General features: G+C 59.0%; 18 protein-coding genes. 12 read left to right on the top strand and 6 right to left on the bottom strand.

Going from position 1 to position 22,208, the window contains the following annotated elements:
- The 5 genes from AC1DRJ_RS06835 to AC1DRJ_RS06815 all read right to left on the bottom strand — a co-directional run.
- A partial coding sequence (locus tag AC1DRJ_RS06835) for a type VI secretion system ImpA family N-terminal domain-containing protein (RefSeq protein WP_477801433.1) occupies positions 1-265 on the bottom strand: 265 nt, incomplete at its 3' end.
- Complete coding sequence (locus AC1DRJ_RS06830; RefSeq protein WP_477801432.1) at positions 262-4,083, bottom strand: type VI secretion system protein; 3,822 nt, start codon at positions 4,081-4,083, stop codon at positions 262-264. The genes AC1DRJ_RS06835 and AC1DRJ_RS06830, both read right to left, overlap by 4 nt.
- Complete coding sequence (locus AC1DRJ_RS06825; protein WP_477801431.1) at positions 4,080-4,847, bottom strand: DotU family type IV/VI secretion system protein; 768 nt, start codon at positions 4,845-4,847, stop codon at positions 4,080-4,082. Before AC1DRJ_RS06825 ends, AC1DRJ_RS06830 begins: the two co-directional genes overlap by 4 nt.
- Positions 4,848-4,865: 18 nt before the next feature.
- Positions 4,866-6,197, bottom strand: coding sequence for a type VI secretion system baseplate subunit TssK (gene tssK, locus AC1DRJ_RS06820; protein WP_477801430.1), 1,332 nt, complete (start codon positions 6,195-6,197; stop codon positions 4,866-4,868).
- A gap of 54 nt (positions 6,198-6,251) precedes the next feature.
- Entirely contained in the window at positions 6,252-6,701 is a 450-nt protein-coding gene (locus AC1DRJ_RS06815) for a type VI secretion protein (RefSeq protein ID WP_477801434.1), read from the bottom strand.
- 226 nt (positions 6,702-6,927) lie between these two features.
- Between AC1DRJ_RS06815 and tssB the strand changes: the two genes are divergently transcribed.
- From tssB to AC1DRJ_RS06765, 10 genes are all read left to right on the top strand, one after another.
- A complete protein-coding gene (gene tssB, locus AC1DRJ_RS06810; RefSeq protein WP_477801429.1) occupies positions 6,928-7,488 on the top strand; it encodes a type VI secretion system contractile sheath small subunit in 561 nt (186 codons plus the stop codon).
- Positions 7,489-7,516: 28 nt separating this feature from the next.
- Positions 7,517-8,998 carry a type VI secretion system contractile sheath large subunit gene (tssC, locus tag AC1DRJ_RS06805; RefSeq protein WP_477801428.1) on the top strand — a complete coding sequence of 494 codons (1,482 nt, stop codon included), beginning with the start codon at positions 7,517-7,519 and terminating at the stop codon, positions 8,996-8,998.
- 76 nt (positions 8,999-9,074) lie between these two features.
- Positions 9,075-9,575, top strand: coding sequence for an Hcp family type VI secretion system effector (locus AC1DRJ_RS06800; protein ID WP_477801427.1), 501 nt, complete (start codon positions 9,075-9,077; stop codon positions 9,573-9,575).
- Between the two features lie 15 nt (positions 9,576-9,590).
- Positions 9,591-10,034 (top strand): type VI secretion system baseplate subunit TssE, encoded by a 444-nt coding sequence (tssE, locus tag AC1DRJ_RS06795; protein WP_477801426.1) that lies wholly within the window; start codon positions 9,591-9,593, stop codon positions 10,032-10,034.
- Positions 10,018-11,811, top strand: a complete 1,794-nt coding sequence (gene tssF, locus AC1DRJ_RS06790) for a type VI secretion system baseplate subunit TssF (protein ID WP_477801425.1) — start codon at positions 10,018-10,020, stop codon at positions 11,809-11,811. The genes tssE and tssF overlap by 17 nt, the downstream gene beginning before the upstream one ends.
- On the top strand, positions 11,775-12,800 hold the full coding sequence (gene tssG, locus AC1DRJ_RS06785; RefSeq protein WP_477801424.1) for a type VI secretion system baseplate subunit TssG: 1,026 nt from the start codon (positions 11,775-11,777) through the stop codon (positions 12,798-12,800). The genes tssF and tssG overlap by 37 nt, the downstream gene beginning before the upstream one ends.
- 2 nt (positions 12,801-12,802) lie before the next feature.
- Positions 12,803-15,346, top strand: a complete 2,544-nt coding sequence (gene tssH, locus AC1DRJ_RS06780; RefSeq protein WP_477801423.1) for a type VI secretion system ATPase TssH — start codon at positions 12,803-12,805, stop codon at positions 15,344-15,346.
- A 123-nt stretch (positions 15,347-15,469) separates the two neighbouring features.
- Positions 15,470-16,918 carry a hypothetical protein gene (locus tag AC1DRJ_RS06775; RefSeq protein WP_477801422.1) on the top strand — a complete coding sequence of 483 codons (1,449 nt, stop codon included), beginning with the start codon at positions 15,470-15,472 and terminating at the stop codon, positions 16,916-16,918.
- A gap of 61 nt (positions 16,919-16,979) precedes the next feature.
- A complete protein-coding gene (locus AC1DRJ_RS06770) occupies positions 16,980-18,989 on the top strand; it encodes a type VI secretion system Vgr family protein (protein ID WP_477801421.1) in 2,010 nt (669 codons plus the stop codon).
- Positions 18,990-19,001: 12 nt separating this feature from the next.
- Positions 19,002-19,541 (top strand): toxin-antitoxin system YwqK family antitoxin, encoded by a 540-nt coding sequence (locus AC1DRJ_RS06765; RefSeq protein WP_477801420.1) that lies wholly within the window; start codon positions 19,002-19,004, stop codon positions 19,539-19,541.
- 146 nt (positions 19,542-19,687) lie between these two features.
- Here AC1DRJ_RS06765 and AC1DRJ_RS06760 read toward each other — a convergent pair whose 3' ends face one another.
- Positions 19,688-20,083, bottom strand: coding sequence for a DUF4280 domain-containing protein (locus AC1DRJ_RS06760; protein WP_477801419.1), 396 nt, complete (start codon positions 20,081-20,083; stop codon positions 19,688-19,690).
- 190 nt (positions 20,084-20,273) lie between these two features.
- Here AC1DRJ_RS06760 and AC1DRJ_RS06755 point away from each other — a divergent pair, with 190 nt between their 5' ends.
- Together AC1DRJ_RS06755 and AC1DRJ_RS06750 are read left to right on the top strand one after the other, a co-directional pair.
- Positions 20,274-21,341 carry a phosphotransferase family protein gene (locus AC1DRJ_RS06755; protein WP_477801418.1) on the top strand — a complete coding sequence of 356 codons (1,068 nt, stop codon included), beginning with the start codon at positions 20,274-20,276 and terminating at the stop codon, positions 21,339-21,341.
- A 62-nt stretch (positions 21,342-21,403) separates the two neighbouring features.
- Positions 21,404-22,171 carry an SDR family oxidoreductase gene (locus AC1DRJ_RS06750; RefSeq protein WP_477801417.1) on the top strand — a complete coding sequence of 256 codons (768 nt, stop codon included), beginning with the start codon at positions 21,404-21,406 and terminating at the stop codon, positions 22,169-22,171.
- The last annotated feature ends 37 nt before the right edge of the window (positions 22,172-22,208 follow it).

The raw sequence follows: 22,208 nt of genomic DNA, 5'->3' as shown, positions 1-22,208 counted from the left end.
CACCCAGCCAGGCGCACAGCATCAGGTCCTTGCTGCGTTCCAGCAGCAAAGTGCGAGTCAGCAGTTCCAGTTCAGACCATTGGGCCCGTTTTATCGCCGACTGCCAAACGCCTGTCGGTAAGCTGGTGTCGTCCTCGCGACGTAGTTCACGCGCCAGGTCGAACTCACGTTCATAGCGTAGATCCTGACCGCAAGGCGCCTCATCGCTGATCGGTTCGAGCAGTCGGGCAATCACGTCCGGCAATGGTGGTGAAGTCAGGTTCACAGGCCTTCCTCCTGAGTCMTGGCAGTCGCGGACGCGGTCACCCGGGTTTGTAAGAAGGGTGAACGCGGGGCCCGGGTGGGCAACGGCTGAATGGACAGCGGCAGCTTCGAGCCTTGGCTCATTAGCGACAGGCGAACAAACATCAGCGTCTGCTCGGCCTTGCTGGTCTGCGCAGTCACCGGCAGGCGCAATGTCAGCGGAAAATCGGTGAAGTCCATGTTCGGCTGGCGCTGTATCGACTGGTGCGAACGGATCAGACGCAGCAACGACCAAGGGCCGCCATACTCCCAACCGGCTTCGAAATCGCGCACTGCCAGGTTGGGCTGCGAGGGGTCGTTGACTGGGCGCTGCGAGCCATTTCTGGCCCAGCGCAAAGTCAACCGCACAGGTTGACCGACCATCCAGCGCAGGTTCTGCTGGGCTTCCCCGGGGTAGTTGATCTGTTGATTGCCGGCATTCAAACTCCAGGCAATCACTTGATCGGCGCCACGCTCTTCCTCGCGATCGGTACGCCAGCGCACGTCCATTTCAATGCCCAGGATGCCGCTCTTGTCCCGCACAAACAGCGGGCCGAGCCACGTGTTTGCCTGCTTCAAACGATTGAGAAAATCCTCGGCGGCCAAACGCTCCGGCGTCTGACTGAGTTGCAACCCGGCTTGCGCCACCGGCAGACGCTTGTCGATCAAGTCGAGGAAATGCTGGACCCGGGCCGGGTCGGCGTCGGTGGCCTGCACACCATTGGCAAACGGGAAGCGCTCGGCCAAGTACTGGTTGAAATAGTTCGCCAGGTCGTTCCACGCCGCCGCTGCTTGTTGTTGTTGCAGGAACTGACAACGTTGCATGGCGCTTTGTTGAAGATTCAGTGCGCGCAGTGCCAACGTTCCGCGACCGCCGGACAGGCTGGCGGTTTGCAAAATCTGAGCGCACGACGTGGCATCCATTTCGATAAAGTCGCGACTCAATAGCTGCTCGATCTGGGCCGGTGAACTTGCGGGGTTCTGGTCCTTGTACTTGAGCAGTTCTTCATTGAGAGCGTTGAATTGCGTCACACGCTCATACTCCTGCGCCGAGAGGTTCTGCTGCTGGGTTTTCAGCCATTCCAGCGCCGAGGTGCGCCGCTCGGTGATCCCGAGCATGGTGTTGAATTGCTGTTTGAGGCTCAGCTTCAAATCCTGCACATCGCTGGCGCCATATAACTGCAGACCGAGGTTTTTCGAGCCGTCCCACAAGCCAATTTCAGAACGTTCGCTAAAGAGCGGCTGGGCGACGATTCCATCGAGGCCGCTGGCGACTTCAGCCAGGGCCCGGCGGTTCAACGCACTTTGCAAACGCGTGGCCAGATCGCTGCGACGCACTTCGATGAAAGCCTTCTGCAGGTCAATAGCCTGTGCGGCCTGTACATTGAAAATACCCTTGTCAACCTGCTCATTGCGTTCCCGAAAGCTCGTCATCATGGCCTTGACCACTGCGCCTTCAGCCGCTTGCAGCAAGGCGCTACGATACGCAGGGGGAATACGTGGCAGCTCTTCGGCGGCATACCTCTTGTAACTGGCAAAATAGTTCAGCGCATTGGCGAAGTCGTCGCCATCAACACCCTGCCCCTGCCCGTTCGGAGCAACAGACTGATCAGCCTGTAAGGCGATGGCCACAAAGTCGCGTTTGAACAGCGCCTGCACCGCATTATTCAACTGGCTGACATGCTCCTGTAATGCCAACTGTCCGCTACCTTGTTGAACCAGCAAATTACCTCTGGCCCCTGCCTGGGCGATCCACTGGTCGCGAAAACTATGCTGCAACTTCGACGCTTGCTGATCCAGTTGCTGTTCCACTTGCTGGCCGAGCAAGCTGCTCTGGCGCACCTTATCCATCATGTCGCGGTAGCCCGGCACAAGGTCCTGCCCCTTGCCACGACTCCATGCCGAATTGGTCAGGCCGATCAGCGCTTGCAGGTCATCGATCAACGCGCGCAAATCTTCAAGCTCAGCGAGGGAGTTGCCACTGCCAGCCTCAAGCCGTTCCAGGTGCAACTTGAGATAACCGGCCTGGCGGACGAAATTGTCTGCGAGAAAATACTGGTCAAGCCAGCGTTCCATGAGCCCGGAAAAATTTTCCTCGATGGTTTGGCGATCCACGGCCAGGTCCAGTGGTTTCAAGTCGCTACCATTGGCATCGAACAACACCCGGTTGTAAAAACCGGCTCGGCGCAAGGTGCCAACATTGAGGTTCAAGGACAGGGCATTGTTGCTCAGCAACGCCAGATCTTCGAGTGGTGCTTTAGGGTTATTCAGCGCCTGATTGAACCATTGGTTCTGTTGTTCAAGACGTACCGCGCGCTCCACCAGGTCCTTGGCCTTGACGTAATTTTGCCATTGGGCGGGATCTTCGCTTTCGACGTTGCCTCGGCGCTCGGTATTGCGGATAGACTTTAGTTTTGCCAGCTCCGCGTCCAACAGGTCGTGCAAGGGCTCCAATAAGTGGCTCTGAGCGGTCAGGCGCAGTTGATTCTCCAACTGCACATCCAGCGACGAAAACCAGGAAGTGGGAAACACCAAGGAAGTGAAGTCCCAGCGTGGGGCCTTTTCCAATACACGCCAGAACCCTTGAACATTGCGCCGGGTCGCCTCCAGCCGATGCGATTCATCGGTGACCGCCACGTAATTTTTCTGCGCACCCTGCAATAGCCGCGACAATTCATGCGCATCCTTGACAGAGTCCTGCCAGACCCAAAGCATGCACACGGCCCAGACCACACCGACCACCAGCGCCACCCCACCGGTCAATCGCTGCCACCGCTGACGCAGGCGCAACAAGCGTGGAACCACCAAGGCCAATCCGCGTTCAGCGACCACCCGGCGCTGCCACAATTGCCGAGCGAACACACTCTGCTGCAACTTGGTGTCATACGCCGAGAAGCTGTCGAGCGCATCTTGCGAAGGTTGATTAGCGGTGAAATACACCCCACGAAAACGCGGCGCCTCGCCTTGGGCATTACCCTGAAAAACCGGCTCGAGCAACGTTTGCAGGTTGCGCTTCAACACCTCGATTTGTTCCGGCAACCCAAATAATTCGCCCTTCAAATGGCCGGACAAGGCACCGATTTCGACAATCGATTCCGACAAGGCGCGGATAACCTGGTCAAGTGCCTGATCACTCCATTGCGTTTGCCAAACCGCCTCGAGGCCATACGGTGAGGACCAACCCAGCGTGCGCTCGCGAGCTTCTTCGGGCAGCGCCGTGATCAGATCCTGAAAACCTGGCAGCTCTTCCATGCCGGTAATCACCACGTACACCGGCAGGCTCAAGCCGAACCGTTGCAGCAAATCGATGAAGCGCCGCCGAGCCGCCAGACCAAGGCTCGCCGCCTGCTCGGCATTGACCAGGCGACTGACCGGCACCGTCCAGATCACCCCATCCAATGGCCGTTGGCTGCGCAAGCGCAGGATCAATCCCAACAAGCGCCACCAGTTGCCTCGTTGCAGATTCATACCTTCTTCAGGCAGGAAAAGCCCCTGCGGCACCACCAGCACAGCGCCTTCGGGATCCGACCACCAACGCCCGAACCAGGCAGGTTTGTCGGTCGGTTGCAGGCGCCATTGACGGCACAATTGCGTGCCCTGGGTTTCGTCGCCGAGCAGCAACAGCCATGGAATCTGGTAACGGTCCTGAGCACCCTGCTCCTGTTCCATATGGCGGACCGAGGTATAAAAACTGCGGATCGCCGCCCCGCTCTGKGTGCGCAACCACCAGACCACTCCCCCAAAAATAATCAGCACCAACAGCACGACGAAGCTCAGACCGACCCACCCAGGCGTGCTCATAAGTTTTGCTCCGGCGCGGCAACCGAATCGGTCATCTGCAACACCGGATCAAGCTCTTGGCGAATGTCACGCCAGAAAAACTGCCCCAGCCCTGTCAGTATCATCACCATGGCGAAAATGCCCAGACCGAGACGAAAACCATCCGGCAAGGATTGACGCACCGGCAACTGCACCGGCGCTACCATCGAAGGTTGCTGGAGCCTTGCGCTGACATCGGCATAGTCTGCATCGTGCTGCCAGGCAAAGCTGAACAGCGCCAGCCGCAGTTTTTCATGCTGGATCTGACTCTGCTCACCGCGCAACCGACCTTCAAACCCCAACACCAGGCATTGCAAATAAACATTGGCCAAGTCGCGGGTGGTGGGAATCTGTTCGTCCAGCAGCGCCTGGATCGCCAGCGGCAGTTTCTCGCCGGCCTGCCGACTTGCGTACATCCGCGATTCCAGCGGTTTTTCCTGCCAGGCAGACTGGCCCGGCCATGGCGCAAACAATAGCGTTTCATCGATTAACGCGACAAAGGCGTAGACCAACGCCTTCACCTGGTCCGTCGCCGCATCACCGACCCGGGCGAACGCAGTTCGCCACAGCCGCTGGGAAATTTGCGTCGACAGGTCGAAAACGGCCTCTACCAACGCCTCATCGTCGCGGTCCTTGGGCAACCGACTCCATTCCTGAGACCATTGCAGCCACGCCTCGCGAAAGGCATTGCTCAGCGGTGCGTCGCGAAGTCCCTGTGTACCCGGCCCGGCATTCCCTTCAGACATTCGATACCCTCTCCTTGATCAGACACTTTCACTCGCCTGAGCCACAAACAGCACCACTTGCCATGGACTGCTCGTCGGTTTTGAGGTCGGTGCGGCAATCAGCAACGGCAACTTCCCGTCGAACCACTGGCCCTCAGCCGTCACCACAAACAAGCGCGTGTCATCGCCGACGCTGTAGGTCACTTGCTCATTGCGGCCGATGGCCTGATGAGACAAACCGCTCATACGCTGGCGACTGAGCATCGGAATGTGCGGTGCCGAGGCAATAATCGCCCCGCGCAGCCATTCGCTGGCGTCCTGTTCGCCGCTGCCGCTGGGCATGCGCAAACCGATGACCAGACGCTGACTCGGTTGATCGTCGGGCAGTTGAATCGAAAAACTCTGGTCACTGCGTTCAAACGGCAAGCTGCGATAGCCGGCGCGAATCAGTTGGAGGGTTCGTTCGAGCCAGTCAAGGACCGACTCATAGCCGCGTTGCAGTTCCAGAAAATCCAGTGGGGCAAAGGGTGGAACACCCGCCAACGGGTCGAGAGCGGACCATGCGCCTGCCAACCCGAGTAATCCACCGTACAAGGTTTGAGGCGTTGCCAGTCGACTGTTCAACACGCCCTCTACTTCCGGCAGACGAGCCCACAGCGCCGTCAACTGGCGACGGATTTCCATCGCGTCATCCTGATTGCCGGCCTGCTGCGCCTGGCGCAGACGGCCGGCCAGGAACATGCATTTTTCCCGCGTCCGGGCACACAGGCCCGCTACCCGGCGACCCAATATTGACTCGGGCAACAGGCACGGCGTGGGCGGCGTGTAGGGCAACGACAGAAAGCCGCCGCCCTCCTTGCGAATTTTCAGCAGCGGCAGACAGATAGAATCGGCTTTGTTCAATTGTGTGCACAAACGCGGATTAGGACGCCACACAGTGATCGACTCGGGGTACTCACCGCTGGTCAAATCCGGCAATGCATCGCCGACCACCGACTGCAGCCGTCCCTTGAGCGGTAGTAACTGGCCGGCTCGCCACAACGGGCTGACGGCAAGGTACACGGTCACCGTGGCGTTTTCCGAAGCGTTGACGGCTTCGTTGACATCAAGCTCCAAAGTCGGTCCGACGCCCACCTGCAGGTCGACCGGCAAACCGTCAGGCAATGTCGCTTGTAGATTGAGTAAGCGCACCAGCCCGGCACTCAGCGCACCAGGGTCGAATTCAACCCGGCTCACGCCCCAGAACCATGGATTACAGGCTTGAGCAAAATGCGCCACCAATGCTTCGGCTCGAAGGCCTTGCAACTGAAAATGCTGGGGCAGCAATTGCATGCCCTCGTGCCAGCAAACCGCATCAGGTAACAGGCTCATACGAGTCCCTTCGACGTTTACGTCGCCGCGCAAACCGGCGGCTTGGCGGTGTGTTCACTGCGGGGTGTTGCTGACCAGCGTCATCTCGCGACTGTCGAACTTGAGCCAGGCATTTTTCTGATCATCCAGCCGTAATCGGTGTGCTCCGGGAGTGTTATAGCTGGCGAAAACCAAAAGTCCAGCGGCCTTCTTGCCCCCCAGCGGGAACGGTTGTTTGTCGATGAATTGTCCCGGGACCAGTTCCAGCCCCCACACAGTTATCAGCTGCTGATAGTCGCGTTGATACTGTTCGCGATCGGCAAACCACTGTCGTGCCGTGATGCCGGACAACTGTTTGAGCAAATCCGGGTCGTTAACAGCGATGAAGTCCACGGCAATCGGCGTGTCGTCGTTGGCCTTCGGCGCGACTTGCAGTGTCAGGCTATCGAGATCCACCCGTGGCCCGAAAAATGAGCAACCGGTGACACTCAGGAACAGGACAAAAGCAAAAAAACGTGCAGACAAATTGAATTTTCCTTTTACCGAGCAGGTCCAAAAATGTTTTTTGCTTGCCTTTTTATAGACCTGTTCTAGTGTCTTGGGTAGTTCGGCCCCCATGCCGAATGTGGAAGGTTCGTCAAAGGACCGACAGATCCGTCTGCCAACCTTTCTAACCTTCGGCCCAGCAAGGGAAAGCGATGAGCGGGCCTCCCGATGCATTGCGCCCATTCATGCATCGGAGTCAGCCAACATGGCAGAAAGCACTCAACACAAGCTAGACAGGGTCCGCCCGCCCCGGGTGCAAATCACTTACGACGTCGAAATCGGCAACGCCATCGAGAAAAAAGAATTGCCGTTGGTCGTCGGCATTCTCGCCGACCTTTCCGGCAAACCTCTCGAGCCACTTCCCAAGTTGAACGAGCGGCGCTTTACCGAGATCGATCGCGACAATTTCAACGAAGTGCTTGCCTCGATCGCCCCCCGCGCCACCTTGCAGGTCACCAACACGCTCAGTGGTGACAACAGCAAGCTCAACATCGAACTCAACTTCAAACACATCGACGACTTCGACCCGGTCAAAGTGGTCGAGCAAGTGCCCCCCTTGCGGCGCTTGTTCGAAGCCCGTCAGCGGTTGCGCGACCTGCTGACCAAACTCGACGGCAACGATGACCTGGACAAACTGCTGCGCGACGTCATCGCCAACACCGAAGGTCTGCACGAGATCAAGTCTGCCCGTCCGGAAACCGCCGCCGCCCCCGCCGCAGGCGTGAGCGAAGCACCGACCGACTCACCTGATCAACCGCAGGCCTGATCACTCATTCACTCAGGGAGACGTCGCCATGCCCGCTTCAGCCAGCGCCACAACCAGTGAAAGCGCCACAGAAAGCCTGTCCTTGCTCGACCGCATCATCGCCGAAGGCCGCATGGCCCATGACGACAGCCAGCAAGACTATGCCCGCGACATGCTCGCGGAGTTCGCCACCCAGGTCCTCGACGAAGGCATGTCCATCGACAAGGACACCGTGGCGATGATCAACGACCGCATCAGCCAGATCGATGAGCTGATCAGTGCGCAACTCAATGAAGTCTTGCACCATCCCGAATTACAAAAACTCGAGGCCTCCTGGCGTGGCTTGCACCTGCTGGTGCAAAACACCGAAACCAGTTCCCGGCTGAAACTGCGCCTGCTTAACGTCACGCAGAAGGAGCTGCAAAACGACCTGGAAAAAGCCGTCGAGTTTGACCAGAGCGCGCTGTTCAAGAAGATTTACGAAGAAGAATACGGCACCTTTGGTGGGCACCCGTTCAGTTTGCTGGTGGGTGACTACACCTTTGGCCGGCACCCACAGGACATCGGGTTGCTGGAGAAACTGTCGAATGTCGCCGCCGCCGCTCACGCGCCGTTTATTGCCGCCGCCAGCCCACGCTTGTTCGACATGAGCAGCTTCACTGAACTCGCCGTGCCGCGTGACCTGTCCAAGGTCTTCGAGAGCCAGGAACTGATCAAGTGGCGCTCCTTCCGCGAAAGCGAAGATTCGCGCTACGTGTCGCTGGTGCTCCCGCATTTCCTGCTGCGCCTGCCTTATGGCCCGGACACTTCGCCGGTGGAAGGCATCAATTACGTTGAGGACGTCAACGGCACTGACCACAGTAAATACCTGTGGGGCAACGCCGCATGGGCCTTGTCACAGCGCATCACTGAGGCCTTTGCCAAATATGGTTGGTGCGCGGCGATTCGGGGGGCGGAAGGCGGAGGCGCGGTTGAAGGTTTGCCGGCTCATACCTTCCGCACGACTTCGGGCGACCTGTCGCTCAAGTGCCCGACCGAAGTGGCCATCACCGACCGCCGGGAAAAAGAGCTCAACGACCTCGGTTTCATCGCCCTGTGTCACAAGAAAAATAGTGACGTGGCGGTGTTCTTTGGCGGCCAGACCACCAACAAGTCCAAGCTTTACAACACCAACGAGGCCAATGCCAATGCGCGGATTTCGGCGATGTTGCCGTACGTGCTTGCCGCCTCGCGCTTCGCGCACTACCTGAAGGTAATCATGCGCGACAAGGTCGGCAGTTTCATGACCCGCGACAATGTGCAGACCTACCTCAACAACTGGATCGCCGACTACGTGCTGATCAACGACAACGCGTCGCAAGAGATCAAGGCGCAATACCCGTTGCGTGAAGCCCGGGTGGATGTGACCGAGGTGGCCGGCAAGCCGGGCGCCTATAAGGCCACGGTGTTCCTGCGACCGCACTTCCAGCTCGAAGAGCTGACTGCGTCTATCCGTCTGGTCGCCTCCCTGCCGCCTCCGGCAGCCGCCTGACCCGCCACACTCCCGCCGGCCAACCCGGCGGGACTTCCCCGTTTATCTAGCGCGATAACCTTCAGGAGTTCATGCGATGGATGCAATTATTCTCGACCTCGGCGGCGACATCAAAGGTGACTGTCTGCTCGAGGGCTATACGGACAAGATCGAAGTCATGTCCTACAGCCACAACGTGGCCATGCAGGTGACAAACGATGTCAGCAACTCGGAGCGGACCTCCGGCAAGCCGCACATTGGTGAGTTCACGGTGACCAAATTTGTCGACAGCTCCACACCTTCCCTCAACGAATATTGCTGCGCGGGCAAACCAATCCCGGAAGCCAAGCTCATCGTCGGGCGCAACGCTGCTGAAGGCGATGGCAAACTGATGCCGTTCATCACCTACACCCTGACCAACGTGGTGCTGTCCAACGTCAGCGTCAGCGGTGGCACGGGGGGCAAACCGGTGGAAACCGTGTCTCTGAATTTCACCAAAATCAAATGGGAGCTCACGGCACAAAAAGACGATGGCACCAAGGAAGGTACGGCCGCCACGACCTGGGACATGGCCGCCAACAAGCTCGCCAGCAAGTAAGCGGACGCGTCGGACATGGCAGGCACCGGCATGCACCCACCGTTGTTCGAGCGACTCGCCTCAAGTGAGGTCGACACGGTGTTGGAGTTCGACCTTCAGGGCCTGCTCGACTCGGTCCGCACGGAACTGCTGCGCCTGTTCAATACCCGACGCAGGCCACAGGCACTCACCTCCCCGCCGAGCATTCTCGACTACGGCATCGCTGACTGGACCGCCCTGCAACAGCAGCGCAGCGATGACCGTCGTCAATTGACGCGGGACGTGCGCGAGGCGATCAACCATTTCGAACCGCGCCTGAAACTGGGTGAGGTTCAGGTTGACCCGGTGCCCGGCCATCCGCAGCAACTGAGCATCAGGCTGATCGGGAAGCTACGCAGCGGCCGGCAGCACTGGCCCGTGGCATTTGTCATCGAGCGGGCCAGTGATGGCCTTGAGGTACGTCATGAGCGACTCGATTGACCCGCAACTGCTCGACTACTACCAACGGGAACTGACCTGGTTACGCCACGCCGGGAGTATTTTTGCCGAGCGCTACCCCAAGGTTGCCAGGCGCCTGGAACTGTCACCCGATGAGTGCCCGGACCCGCACGTCGAGCGGCTGCTGGAAGGTTTTGCGCTGTTGGCCGCGCGCCTGCAACGCCGTCTCGATGATGACTATGCTGAATTCAGCGATGCGTTGCTCGAACAGCTTTACCCGTTGGCCATGCGTCCGCTTCCTTCCTGCGCCATCGTGCAGTTCGAACCGGACCCGAGCAAAGGCAACCTGGCCGGCGGCTACCCGCTGCCCCGGGACACACCGTTGTTCGTCACCACGAGCAAAGGCGAAAGCATTCACTTTCGCACCAGCGCTGCGGTTCGACTGTGGCCCGTGGAAATCAACGAGGCGCTGCTGCTGGGTAGCGAAGAAGCACAGGCCCTGACCGGCGTTGTTCAAGCGCGCTCAGCGCTGCGCCTGAGTTTGCGCTGCCTCGGTGAAAGCCAATGGTCGGCGCTGGGCATCGAACAATTGCGCGTGCATTTGACCGCTTCGCCGATGATCAACGCCTGCCTGTATGACCTGCTCGGTGCCCATGCCGTGAAGGTACTGGCCGGCCCGGTCGGCAGCGTACCCAAAGCGCTGACAGGGTTGCCGCAAATCGTCGGGTTTGCCAACGATGAAGTGCTGCTGCCGGACGAGGACGGTGTGCACCCGGGCATGCGTTTGCTCGCCGAGTACTTTGCCTTCCCGGACAAATTCAACTTCTTCGACCTTCCACTGGCAGGCGCCACCAGCGATAGCCAGTCGCTTTATCTGTACATCGTCTTCGATCGCGCGCCCAGCAGCCGTTTACACCTTCAGGCCAGCGACATTGCGCTGGGCTGCACGCCGGTGATCAACCTGTTCCCACGCACCTCGGAGCCTCTGCGCCCGGACGGCACCCGCAGCGAATACCGCCTGGTCGCCGACAGCCACCGCGAAAACAGCGTCGAGATCCATAGCATCCGGGCGATGCGTGCCAGTTCCAGCCAAGGCGTGCAACGAGTACCAGCCTATTACGGCAGTCAGCACAGCGGCGCCGATAAGCAATGCTACTGGCATGCGCGACGAGTCAGCAGCATGACTCCCAATCGCCTCGGCACCGATTTACTGGTGAGTTTGGTGGACACGCGACTCGATCCTCTGTCGCAGGTCATCGAATACAGCCTCACCGCCGAACTGCTCTGCACCAATCGACACTTGGCCCAAAGCCTTCCAGCCGGTACGCCGCTGGGTTTCGAGCGTCCGGGGCCGGTGGCCTGGGCGCGCCTGCGCAATCCGCCCAACCCGCAGAGCTTGCCGCGCCTGGACGGCGAATCGCGCTGGCGGCTGGTGTCGCAACTGACCCTCAATCATCTTTCATTGGTCGAAGGGCCGCAGGCACTGGATGCGCTCAAGGAGATCCTGCAGTTGCACAACCTGCGTGACGAGGCCAGCGCCTGGCGGCAAATCGAAGGCTTATTGAGTTTGAGTTGCGAACGGGTGATTGGTCATGTCGGCGAAGACGCCTGGCGCGGCTGGCGCAATGGGCTGGAGGTTCAACTGCAACTCGATCCACAACATTTTGTTGGCAGCAGCGCGGTGTTGTTTTCAGCGGTACTGGCGCAATTCTTTTCACTCTATGCCACGGCCAACCGCTTCGTGCGCACGGTGCTGGTTCAATCAAACAAGGAGGTCAAGACATGGCAACCCCAAGCCGGCATGCCGTTGTCCCTCTGAGCCTGAGCCAACGGCTGCGACGTGACCCCCAAGCGTTCGAATTATTGCAGGCGTTATTGCTGCTGGAGCGCGAACACCCCCAGGCCGAATCCCTCGGCAGTGGCACCGCCCCTCAAGCGGAAGCCCTGCGCTTGCGCGGGCCGCTGACGCCACTATTCTCTGCCAGCGAAATCGAAAGCCTGACCCAGGAACCCAACCAGCAACCGATCCTCAGCACGCCAGTGTTCGGCCTCGGAGGCCCTGACGGCCCGTTACCTTACGCCTATCAGGAATGGTTGCAGCAACGCGCTCGGGCCAAAGACTTCGCACCGGCTGAGTTCCTCGACCTGTTCCAGCATCGGCTGCTGAGCCTGCTGTACAAAGTGATGCGCAAACACCGGATCGCCGTGGGATTCAACGTGCCCGCCGCGTCGCCGGTACAGGCGCAATTAAGAGCGCTGACCGGGCTGTTGCCCAAAGCCTTGCAGGAACGTCAGGCCATACCCGATTCCGCCGTGCTGGCGTGTAGCGCGCTATTTGCTGACGGCCGTCGCTCCCTGGCCGGTTTCGCGGCGATCGTACGCGAGCAGTTCGAACTGCCTGTGCAGCTGAGTGCTTATGAAGGTGCATGGCGCGAGATTCCGCCCGCCAGTCGCAGCCGCATGATCCCGGGCGGCCGCAACCTGCAACTGGGCCGAACAGCCGTGGCCGGCACTCGGGTCTGGGATGAACACGCAGGCGTCAGACTGACCCTGGGTCCCTTGTCCTCGTCCCAGGCGGCGAGGTTTTTGCCTGACGGCGAATCACACCCGGCGCTGGCCAGCCTCAGCGCCCTGTATTTCGGCCCTGACCTGGATTGCACGCTGGTGTTGCTGGTGCGTGGTGCCGGCCCGATAAAACTGGGTCGCGACGCACCGCCGCAGCTTGGCTGGAATGGCGGTTTACAACGACAAACCAGCCTTGCCGTGCAACGCATCGAAACCCGTCTTCGACAGCTGGAGATCACCTGAACATGGAACTGGCCAGCCTGATCGGACGCCTCAACCCGGACAACCGTCGCGCCCTTGAACGCGCCGCGCAACGCTGCCTGCAACGAGGTCATCATTACGTCGAAATCGAACACCTGCTGCTGGAACTGCTGGACATCGAGGGCGGTGACTTTGCTTATCTGCTGCCGCGCTTCGGCCTGGAGCGCGATGCTCTGACGGCGGAAATCAACAAGGCCCTGGAACTGTTCAAATCCGGCAGCACCCGCACTCCGGCATTGTCTTCACACACCATTGGCCTGCTGGAAGATGCAGTCGTGCAGGCCAGCGTACTGGGGCTGGACAGCATTCGTTCGGGCTTGTTGCTACTGGCCTTGATCGACCGCGACGAGCGTCGCGGTCTGCTGCTCAATAGCGCGTCATCACTCTTGAAGATTCCCCGAGAGGCGCTACGCAGCAACCTGCTGGAGTGGACCGAAAGCTCACGCGAACACGTCGGTGGAAAGCGCCCTTCAGCGGCGGGCCATTCAGCCCCAAAACAGGATTCAGTGCTGGACCAATACACCCAGGACCTCACCTCTGACGCCCATGCCGGACGCATAGACCCCATCGTCGGCCGCGATGGCGAGATCCGTCAGTGCATCGACATCCTGCTACGTCGGCGACAGAACAATCCGATCCTGGTCGGTGCGCCGGGCGTGGGCAAGACCGCCGTGGTCGAAGGGCTGGCCCTGCGCATCGCCGCCGGGGACGTACCACCGTCGTTGCAGGAAGTGAGCCTGCGGGTACTTGACCTCGGACTGTTGCAGGCCGGTGCCGGGGTCAAGGGCGAGTTCGAACAACGCCTCAAAGGGGTCATCGATGCAGTACGCAGCGCGGACAAACCGATCATCCTGTTTATCGACGAAGCCCACACCTTGATTGGCGCTGGCGGCGCGGAAGGCGGCAGCGACGCCGCCAATCTGCTCAAGCCGGCACTGGCCCGTGGCGAACTGCGGACCCTGGCCGCAACGACCTGGCTTGAGTACAAAAAATACTTCGAGAAAGACCCGGCCCTCGCCCGGCGTTTTCAGTTGGTACAAGTCGAGGAACCGGACGAAATCACCGCCGTGGAAATGCTCCGTGGCGTCGCCGCCAAACTGGAACAACACCACGGTGTGCAAGTGCTGGACGCCGCCATCCACGAAGCGGTGAAACTGTCCCATCGCTACATCTCCGGGCGCCAGTTGCCGGACAAGGCCATCAGTGTGCTCGACACCGCGTGCGCCCGGGTTGCCCTTGGCCAACACGACGTGCCGCCACCACTGGAAAGCCTGCGCCACCGGCAAAACAGCCTCAAGGACGAAGTCGAACGCCTGCGCCGTGAACAGGCCACCGGGCTCGATCACCGTGAACGCATCACCCTGCTGGAAAGCGAGTCCGTCGCCAACGTGCAGGCCATTCGCGAATTGGAAACCCGCTGGAACGAAGAACGGGTCGCCGTGCGCGAACTGCTGGAAACCCGTCGCGAGTTACTCGCCTTGAGCGAACGTGCCGACAGCGACAAACCGGACGAAGCCACCGACAGCCGCATCGATCATCTGGCCGCCGAACTGGTGCGCCTGGAAGCCGGACTCGACGCCATTCGCCAGGATGATCCACTGGTGCCAGAGCAGGTTGACACCAAAACCGTCGCCGCCGTCATTGCCGGATGGACCGGTATCCCGGTCGGCAAAATGCTCGCCGATGAAGCCCACGCTGTGCGCACCCTCGGCCAACGAATGGGCTTGCGCGTTATGGGACAAAGCGTTGCGTTGGGCACCATCGCCCAGCGTTTACAAGCCTATCGCGCCGGCCTCACCGACCCACAGAAACCGGTCGGGGTATTCCTGCTGGTCGGCCCCACGGGCGTAGGCAAAACCGAAACCGCTTATGCGCTGGCCGACGCACTCTACGGCGGCGAACGCAATCTGATCAGCATCAACCTGTCCGAATACCAGGAAGCCCACACCGTCAGCCAACTCAAAGGCGCCCCGCCCGGCTATGTCGGCTATGGCAGTGGCGGCGTGCTGACCGAAGCGGTGCGGCGTAAACCGTATTCGGTGGTGTTGCTGGATGAAATCGAAAAGGCGCATCCGGATGTACTCGAAGCGTTCTACAACGTCTTCGACAAAGGCGTGATGGAGGATGGAACCGGGTTGGTGGTGGACTTCAAAAACACCGTGATGCTCGCCACCAGTAACGTCGGTGCTGAATTGTTGCTCGACACACCGGTCGCGCAACTGGGTACCGATGCGTTCAACGAAGCGTTGCACAAAGTCCTGCTGCAAGCGTTTCGGCCAGCGTTTCTGGCGCGGATGACGGTGGTGGCGTATCGGCCGCTGGATGAAGCGACACTGGAAGGGATTGTGCTGGCGAAACTGGAGAAATTGCGCGGGCGCTACAAGGCCGCGACCGGGAAACAATTCGAGTTTGATGCCGGGATTGTGCAGGCGGTGTTGGCCAAGTGCAGTGCGGCGGGTGCGAGGGATGTCGAGAATGTGTTGATGACGCAGGTGACGGGAAAGTTGGCGGAGTGGGTGTTGGAGTAAGTCCCGGATAAACAGGAGCACAGTGTAAGCCCGAAGATGCCACACAGCAGAGGAAGCTATCGCCATGGGCTGTGCTGGTTATTTTTCGATGAAGGTAGTGCAGCCACTATGAGGTAAGTCATCATGCCGACCCGACTGATAATAGGTGCAGGCGTTTCCGCTGCAGTGTTCCTGAACACCTCATCCGATGGCTATAAAACTGTAGTTGTCGGTGAAGATGGACTATGGGCAAAACTCGTAGAACACTCCATGGGCCAGCCCGCTCACCTCTTGCACTTACCGGGCTCCCCGCCTCCGTCGTTCACCGTTGCCAATGGTGAAATGAACCTGGACAACTTTCTCTCCTCAGGTGTTTTTCAGCAAGGCGTCAGTAAAATCGTTAATGGTAGCCGCTACGGCCACAATCCTTCACGCAAGGTACGACGGATATCCAAGTCACTCACCCAACCAGGAAATTACGTCGCCTGGTTTGATACTACACATGCATTAATCGTTGAAAAAATAGTGATTGCCACCGGCATTGGTGCCCAACGTCAACCGCCCAAAATAATAGGGACACCTGCGCCCGGCATTGAATACTCACAAGTTATTGAAGGCATCAGATTTCTTGAAAACGCGGAGCAACAAATCCCCAATATTGACCGCGCTATCTACGGCGGTAGCGCCACCGCCGCCTGGGTGGTCGATATTGCCAGCAAACACTCGCCAAAGATGAACTGGTTCGCCCGCCCCAGCGGCAACAAATTCGCGGGAGCAGTACTGCCTGGGGCCAGGAATGCAAAGATCATCGAGCTTTGCGAAACTCATGACCTGCGGCTATTAAAAGAAGTTACCGAGGTCGAATACGTTGGTGAAAGATTGCATATACATGTCAAAGGCGAAGATTTCTGTTATATCGCCGATCAGTTCATTTATTCATTAGGCGGGGACGACAATCCTACTGTTACGGATCATATCTATCAGGTGATGGACCCAGACATCAGGGATGACCTTTATCCTATCCTAGACACCAGCGGCGCATTAGACAGTCAACGAAAAAGTGTGTTGGCGCTGGGCACCAGTGACAAAGGAGTGATAATTGTCGGTGCGGCCACTTACAACTTCACCGCCCTGACAAACTCTGCTTTGGGAGAACCGGCTCCCACTAAAAAGAATCCGGCACCCATGGAACATTTACCTTGGAATGCTCAAGTTCCCGATGGTATAGCCGTGGTGGTGGCTAGTATTTCCGCCCTGAACCACTATATTCCCATCAAGCAACGCCTGACACACAACTATAAGAACATCTATCAGGAATACGCCATTACCGAAAACAACACCAATATAAATGTGGCAGACGCCAACCAGTTAGCCGTATTGTTCACCTTAATGTTTGACGAGTTAGCAGCTAACCAAATCAACGATCTTGTGAAACTGACCACCACGGCCCGCAGCAAGATAACCAAGGGTAGCACTGAGGTATTCGGCCTCAGCAAACGCGCCTTCTACGACATTATCAAGTTGAGATTCAGTTACATGTCGGACACCTCAATAGATGAACGCTGCCAATTGGCCGGACTTAAGCTTGTTTGATGCAGCCGCGCCAAGAATGGTTCACTGCAAAGCTGATTCATTGACCACCTGAGGCCACTTGATGCCGCGCTCCGTCGATGCCACCTCCAGCATCTCCCTCACCGCCGCCTCATTGTCGGCACTGTACCCTGAATCCCTTTCCGGCGAAGAGGCCCTCAACCAGCTCGGCTCGCAAACCCTCAACGGCCTCAACGACGGCGACTCGCTTCCCCTGACCACCGCCGTCGCGACTCACGTCACCACCACCCTGCACAACGACGCCCTCAACCGCCCTATGGATGCGCTGGTCGCCGAAATCCGCCAACTCCCCGCCGACGCCACCGCCGAGCGTTATCAGCTTGTTCTACGGCCATGGCTCTGGTGGTTGACACTGGCCAGCAACAACCGCGTGTTCCRGAACCTCAGCACCTCAGACATCGTCACCACGATTTTCAAGGCCCACGGTTTCACCGACTTCCTGCTCAAGCTCAGCGGCAGTTACACCCCACGCGAATACTGCGTGCAGTACGCCGAAACCGATTTCGTTTTCGTTTCGCGGTTGCTGGAAGAAGAAGGCATTTTCTGGTTTTTCACCCACGAGGAAGGCAAGCACACGCTGGTACTGGGTGACAGCAACGATGCGTTTGTGCCAATCCCCAATGGATCCAAAGTGAACTATCTCGGTCAGCAGTTGGGTGAGCGCGAATTGCACGGCATTCGCTCAGGCCAGGTTTGCATGCAAGCGGTCGCCGGGGTGTATCGGGCGACGGATTACGAATTCACCACGCCGACCACGTCGCTGTACAGCCAGGCTGAAGCAGTCGCCGGGCCCCGCTCGATGTACGAGCATCCCGGCAGCTACAACGCCAAGGCTCGGGGCGATTCGTTGACCAAGCAGCGAGTCGATGGACTGCGCAGTCAGGAGAAGCGCTTTGTCGGTGAAAGCGATTGCCGCTGGCTGGTGCCGGGGCATTGGTTCACCCTGGCCGGCCATGATGACACGACACTGAATATTGATTGGGTGGTGACCTCGGTCACTCATGAAGCCAGCCACGACGGCTACCAGAATCGCTTCGAAGCGATCCCCAAAGCCACACCGTTCCGGCCGCAGCGAACCACGCCAAAACCGCGAATGCACACTCAGACCGCCATCGTTGTCGGTAAGGCTGGCGAAGAAATCTGGACCGACGAATACGGCCGGATCAAGTTGCAGTTTCCGTGGGATCGCGATGGCAAGAACGACGAAGCCAGTTCCTGCTGGGTGCGGGTGGTATTACCCTGGAGCGGCAAGGGCTTCGGCATGCAGTTCGTACCGCGCATCGGCCAGGAAGTGATCGTGACGTTTATCGATGGCGATCCCGATCGACCGCTGGTGACGGGTTGCGTCTATAACGGTGACAACGCCCTGCCCTATGCGCTGCCAGCGAATCAGACCCAGTCCGGGATCAAGACCCAATCGTCCAAGGGCGGCGGCGGTTTCAACGAACTGCGATTCGAGGACAAGAAGGACGCCGAAGAGGTGTTTCTCCAGGCGCAGAAAGATCTGAAGATCAACGTGCTCAACGACACCACCGCCACTGTCGGCCACGACGAAACCCTGACCGTGCAGAACGCCCGCACCCGCACGGTGAAAGAAGGCGACGAGACCGTGACCCTGGAGAAAGGCAAACGCAGCGTGACCATCCAGACGGGGAGCGACAATCTCGATGTGAAGGACAGTCGCACGGTGACCGTGGGTGCTGATCAGACCCACAGCACCGGTGGCAACTACACGCACAAGGTCACCGGCGATTACAGCCTGACGGTGGACGGCAACCTGATGATCAAGGTGACCGGCACCCTGACCCTGGAAAGTGGCGGCAGTTTCACCATCAAGAGTGGCGCGGATCTGGCGACCCAGGCCACTACCTCGATCAGCCAAAAGGCCGGTACGTCCCTGAGCAATCAGGCCGGTACCTCGTTGGAAAACAAGGCCGGCACGACAATGACCAACGATGCCGGGATCAGCCTGACCAACAAGGCCGCCGCTTCGCAGACCGTGGATGGCGGCGGCATGCTGACCATCAAGGGTGGGCTGGTGCAGGTCAACTGACAAGGAGAACCCATGGCCATCACACCGCTGGACCTGCAGCAGAACGATAAACACCTCAAAGGTCGCTTGTTGGATGGCCAGCTCGATGGTGTGCTGAACATCAAGGATGACGGTCGCGCTCAGGCTGATTTGCACTACAGCCAGGGCGAGCTGCAAGGTACTACTCTGCTCTATCACCCTAACGGCAAGGTCTCGGCGCAGCTGCCGTTTGTTCATGACAAGCTGCAGGGAATTGCCAGTTTCCATGCGCCGCAAGGCTGGCTACAGCGCAAGGCGACTTACCGCCGAGGGCTGCTGCATGGGGAGGCGTTCAATTACTTTCCCGATGGGCAACTGTCCGAGGCCGAGTTCTACCGCGACGGCGTGCGCGAGGGCCGGTATCAGCGCTTTCATCCCAACGGTAAACCCGCCGTCGAGGCCCGTTATCTCAACGGTCAATTGCTGGAACCGGAACAGGGCTTTGCCGCCGATGGGCGACCGCTGGACGCCGAGGGCAAGCCGATTTCGAGGGTGCGCTGGTGGTTCAGGCGCTGGAGTGATCCTGCGACATAGAATCTCCCACAGGGGTGGTATTTGTGGGCGACGGAGATCCAAATGTGGGAGCGGGCTTGCTCGCGAAGAGGCCGGCACTTTCAACATCAATGCCACCCGACATACCGCCTTCGAGCAAGCCCAGCCCCACAGTTTGATCGTGTTAGTCAGGGAATCAGCATCTGCATTTGTCCAGGCATCACAATCTTTATCACCCCGGCCCAATTGCACATCAGGGTGCTGTTGGCATCGATCGCCGGCATGCCGCCCAGCAGCAGGGTCGGCGCGCCGCCGGGAATCCAGGGGGTGGCGGTGGCCGGGATGCAGGGCATTGGCGTCAACACCCCGAGCGCCGCCGCAGTCGCAGCAGCGACCATCGGATTGGCCATGCTCATACACATGCCAAAAGGCATGATGTTCACCAACGGGATGTGGTCCATGATGTTCGCCGCTGGCATGCCCCCGGTCAGCGTGCGATTCACCGGCAGAACGTTAAGTACAGCTGGTGCCGCGCCGAAACTGCATTGCAGGGTCGCGGTGGAGCAAACTTGCGGACAGCCCATGTCGAATCTCCTTCCTGGAAGCGGCGCTCCCCTGAAACCATAGTCCGCCGAGCCTGTTCCTGCACATCAAGAACGTTGATTATCCAGCAACACGCTAACCTATAAGACCCTGCCGCACTTGTGGCACCCCTGCCTCACCATTAGATTAGTCAATGATGTCTGGCCTCCAAAATAAGCAGAAGGGATAAGCATGGCGCTTACTGACCAGTCCACCCGTATCCGCTCCGGCGAAGAACTCGATGCCAGCCTGATCGATCCATACCTCAAGGCGCACATTGCGGGCTTGAGTGGTTTGCCGAAGATCAGCCAGTTTCCGGGCGGTGCGTCGAATCTGACTTACCTGCTCGAATACCCCGAGCAGGAATTCGTCCTGCGTCGGCCGCCGTTTGGCCACAAGGCCAAATCCGCCCACGACATGGGCCGCGAATTCCGCATTCTCAACCAGCTCAAGGACGGCTTTCCGTACTGCCCCAAAGCCTACGTGCACTGCACCGACGAATCGGTGATCGGCGCCGAGTTTTATGTGATGGAGCGGGTCAACGGGATCATCCTGCGTTCCGAACTGCCACCAGAGTTAGGCCTGGATTCGGCGAAAACCGAAGCGCTGTGCAAAAGCTTCATCGACAAGTTCGTTGAACTGCACCGCGTCGACTACAACGCTTATGGCCTGGGTGACCTCGGTAAACCCGAAGGGTACGTTGCGCGGCAAATCAAAGGCTGGAGCGACCGCTACGAGAAAGCCCTGACCCCGGACGCGCCTCAGTGGGAAGCGGTCAAAGCCTGGCTCAATGACAAGATGCCCGCCGACCACCCGACTTCAAGCATCGTCCACAACGACTATCGCTTCGATAACGTGATCCTCGACCCGAATAACCCGATGCAGATCATCGGTGTACTGGATTGGGAATTGACCACCCTCGGCGACCCGCTGATGGATCTGGGCAACACCCTCGCCTACTGGATCGAAGCCGGCGACCCGGCACCGGTGCAACTGATGCGCCGCCAGCCCAGCCACGCACCAGGCATGCTGACCCGCCGTGAATTCGTCGACTACTACGCCGAGCGCGCGGGCATCCGCATCGACAATTTCGACTTCTACTACACCTATGGCCTGTTCCGTCTGGCCGGCATCGTGCAGCAGATTTACTACCGTTTCTTCCATGGTCAGACCCAGGACAAACGCTTCGCGCAGTTCATTCACATGAACAAGCTGCTGGAGCAAATGAGCCTGCAGGTCATTTCGAAATCCAGCCTCTGATCCGCCTGGCGCGCTTCTCGCAAAGCTGGCCCCAATAACAAGACTTTTTATAAGAGAATCCCATGTCCAAGACTCAGTTGTTCGACCTCGACGGCAAAATCGCTTTCGTCTCCGGCGCCAGCCGCGGCATCGGTGAAGCCATCGCCAAATTACTGGCCCAGCAAGGCGCCCATGTCATCGTCTCTAGCCGCAAGCTCGACGGTTGCCAGCATGTGGCCGACGCGATCATCGCCGCCGGCGGCAAAGCCACTGCCGTCGCTTGCCACATCGGTGAAATGGAACAGATCAGCCAGGTCTTCGCCGGCATCAAGGAACAGTTCGGCCGCCTGGACATTCTGGTCAACAACGCAGCGACCAATCCACAATTCTGCAACGTACTGGACACTGACCTCAGCGCCTTCCAGAAAACCGTCGACGTCAATATCCGCGGCTACTTCTTCATGTCGGTGGAAGCCGGCAAGATCATGCGCGAAAACGGTGGCGGCAGCATCATCAACGTCGCTTCGATCAACGGCGTCTCGCCAGGCATTTTCCAGGGTATCTACTCGGTGACCAAGGCCGCCGTGATCAACATGACCAAAGTGTTCGCCAAGGAATKCGCGCAATTCGGCATCCGCTGCAATGCCCTGCTGCCGGGCCTGACCGACACCAAGTTTGCTTCGGCCCTGGTGAAAAACGATGCGATCCTGAAGACAGCACTGGCGCAGATTCCGCTCAAGCGTGTGGCCGATCCGAGTGAGATGGCCGGCGCTGTGTTGTACCTGGCGAGTGATGCGTCGAGCTACACCACTGGGGTTTCGTTGAATGTGGACGGCGGGTTCCTGTCCTGAATCAAATCACCAGATGAGCAAAAGGCAGCCTTTGGGC

The sequence above is a fragment of the Pseudomonas sp. P5_B2 genome (assembly GCF_056400445.1).
The sequence above is the reverse complement of the archived record's forward strand: the minus strand, read 5'-3'. Positions and strand labels throughout refer to the sequence as shown.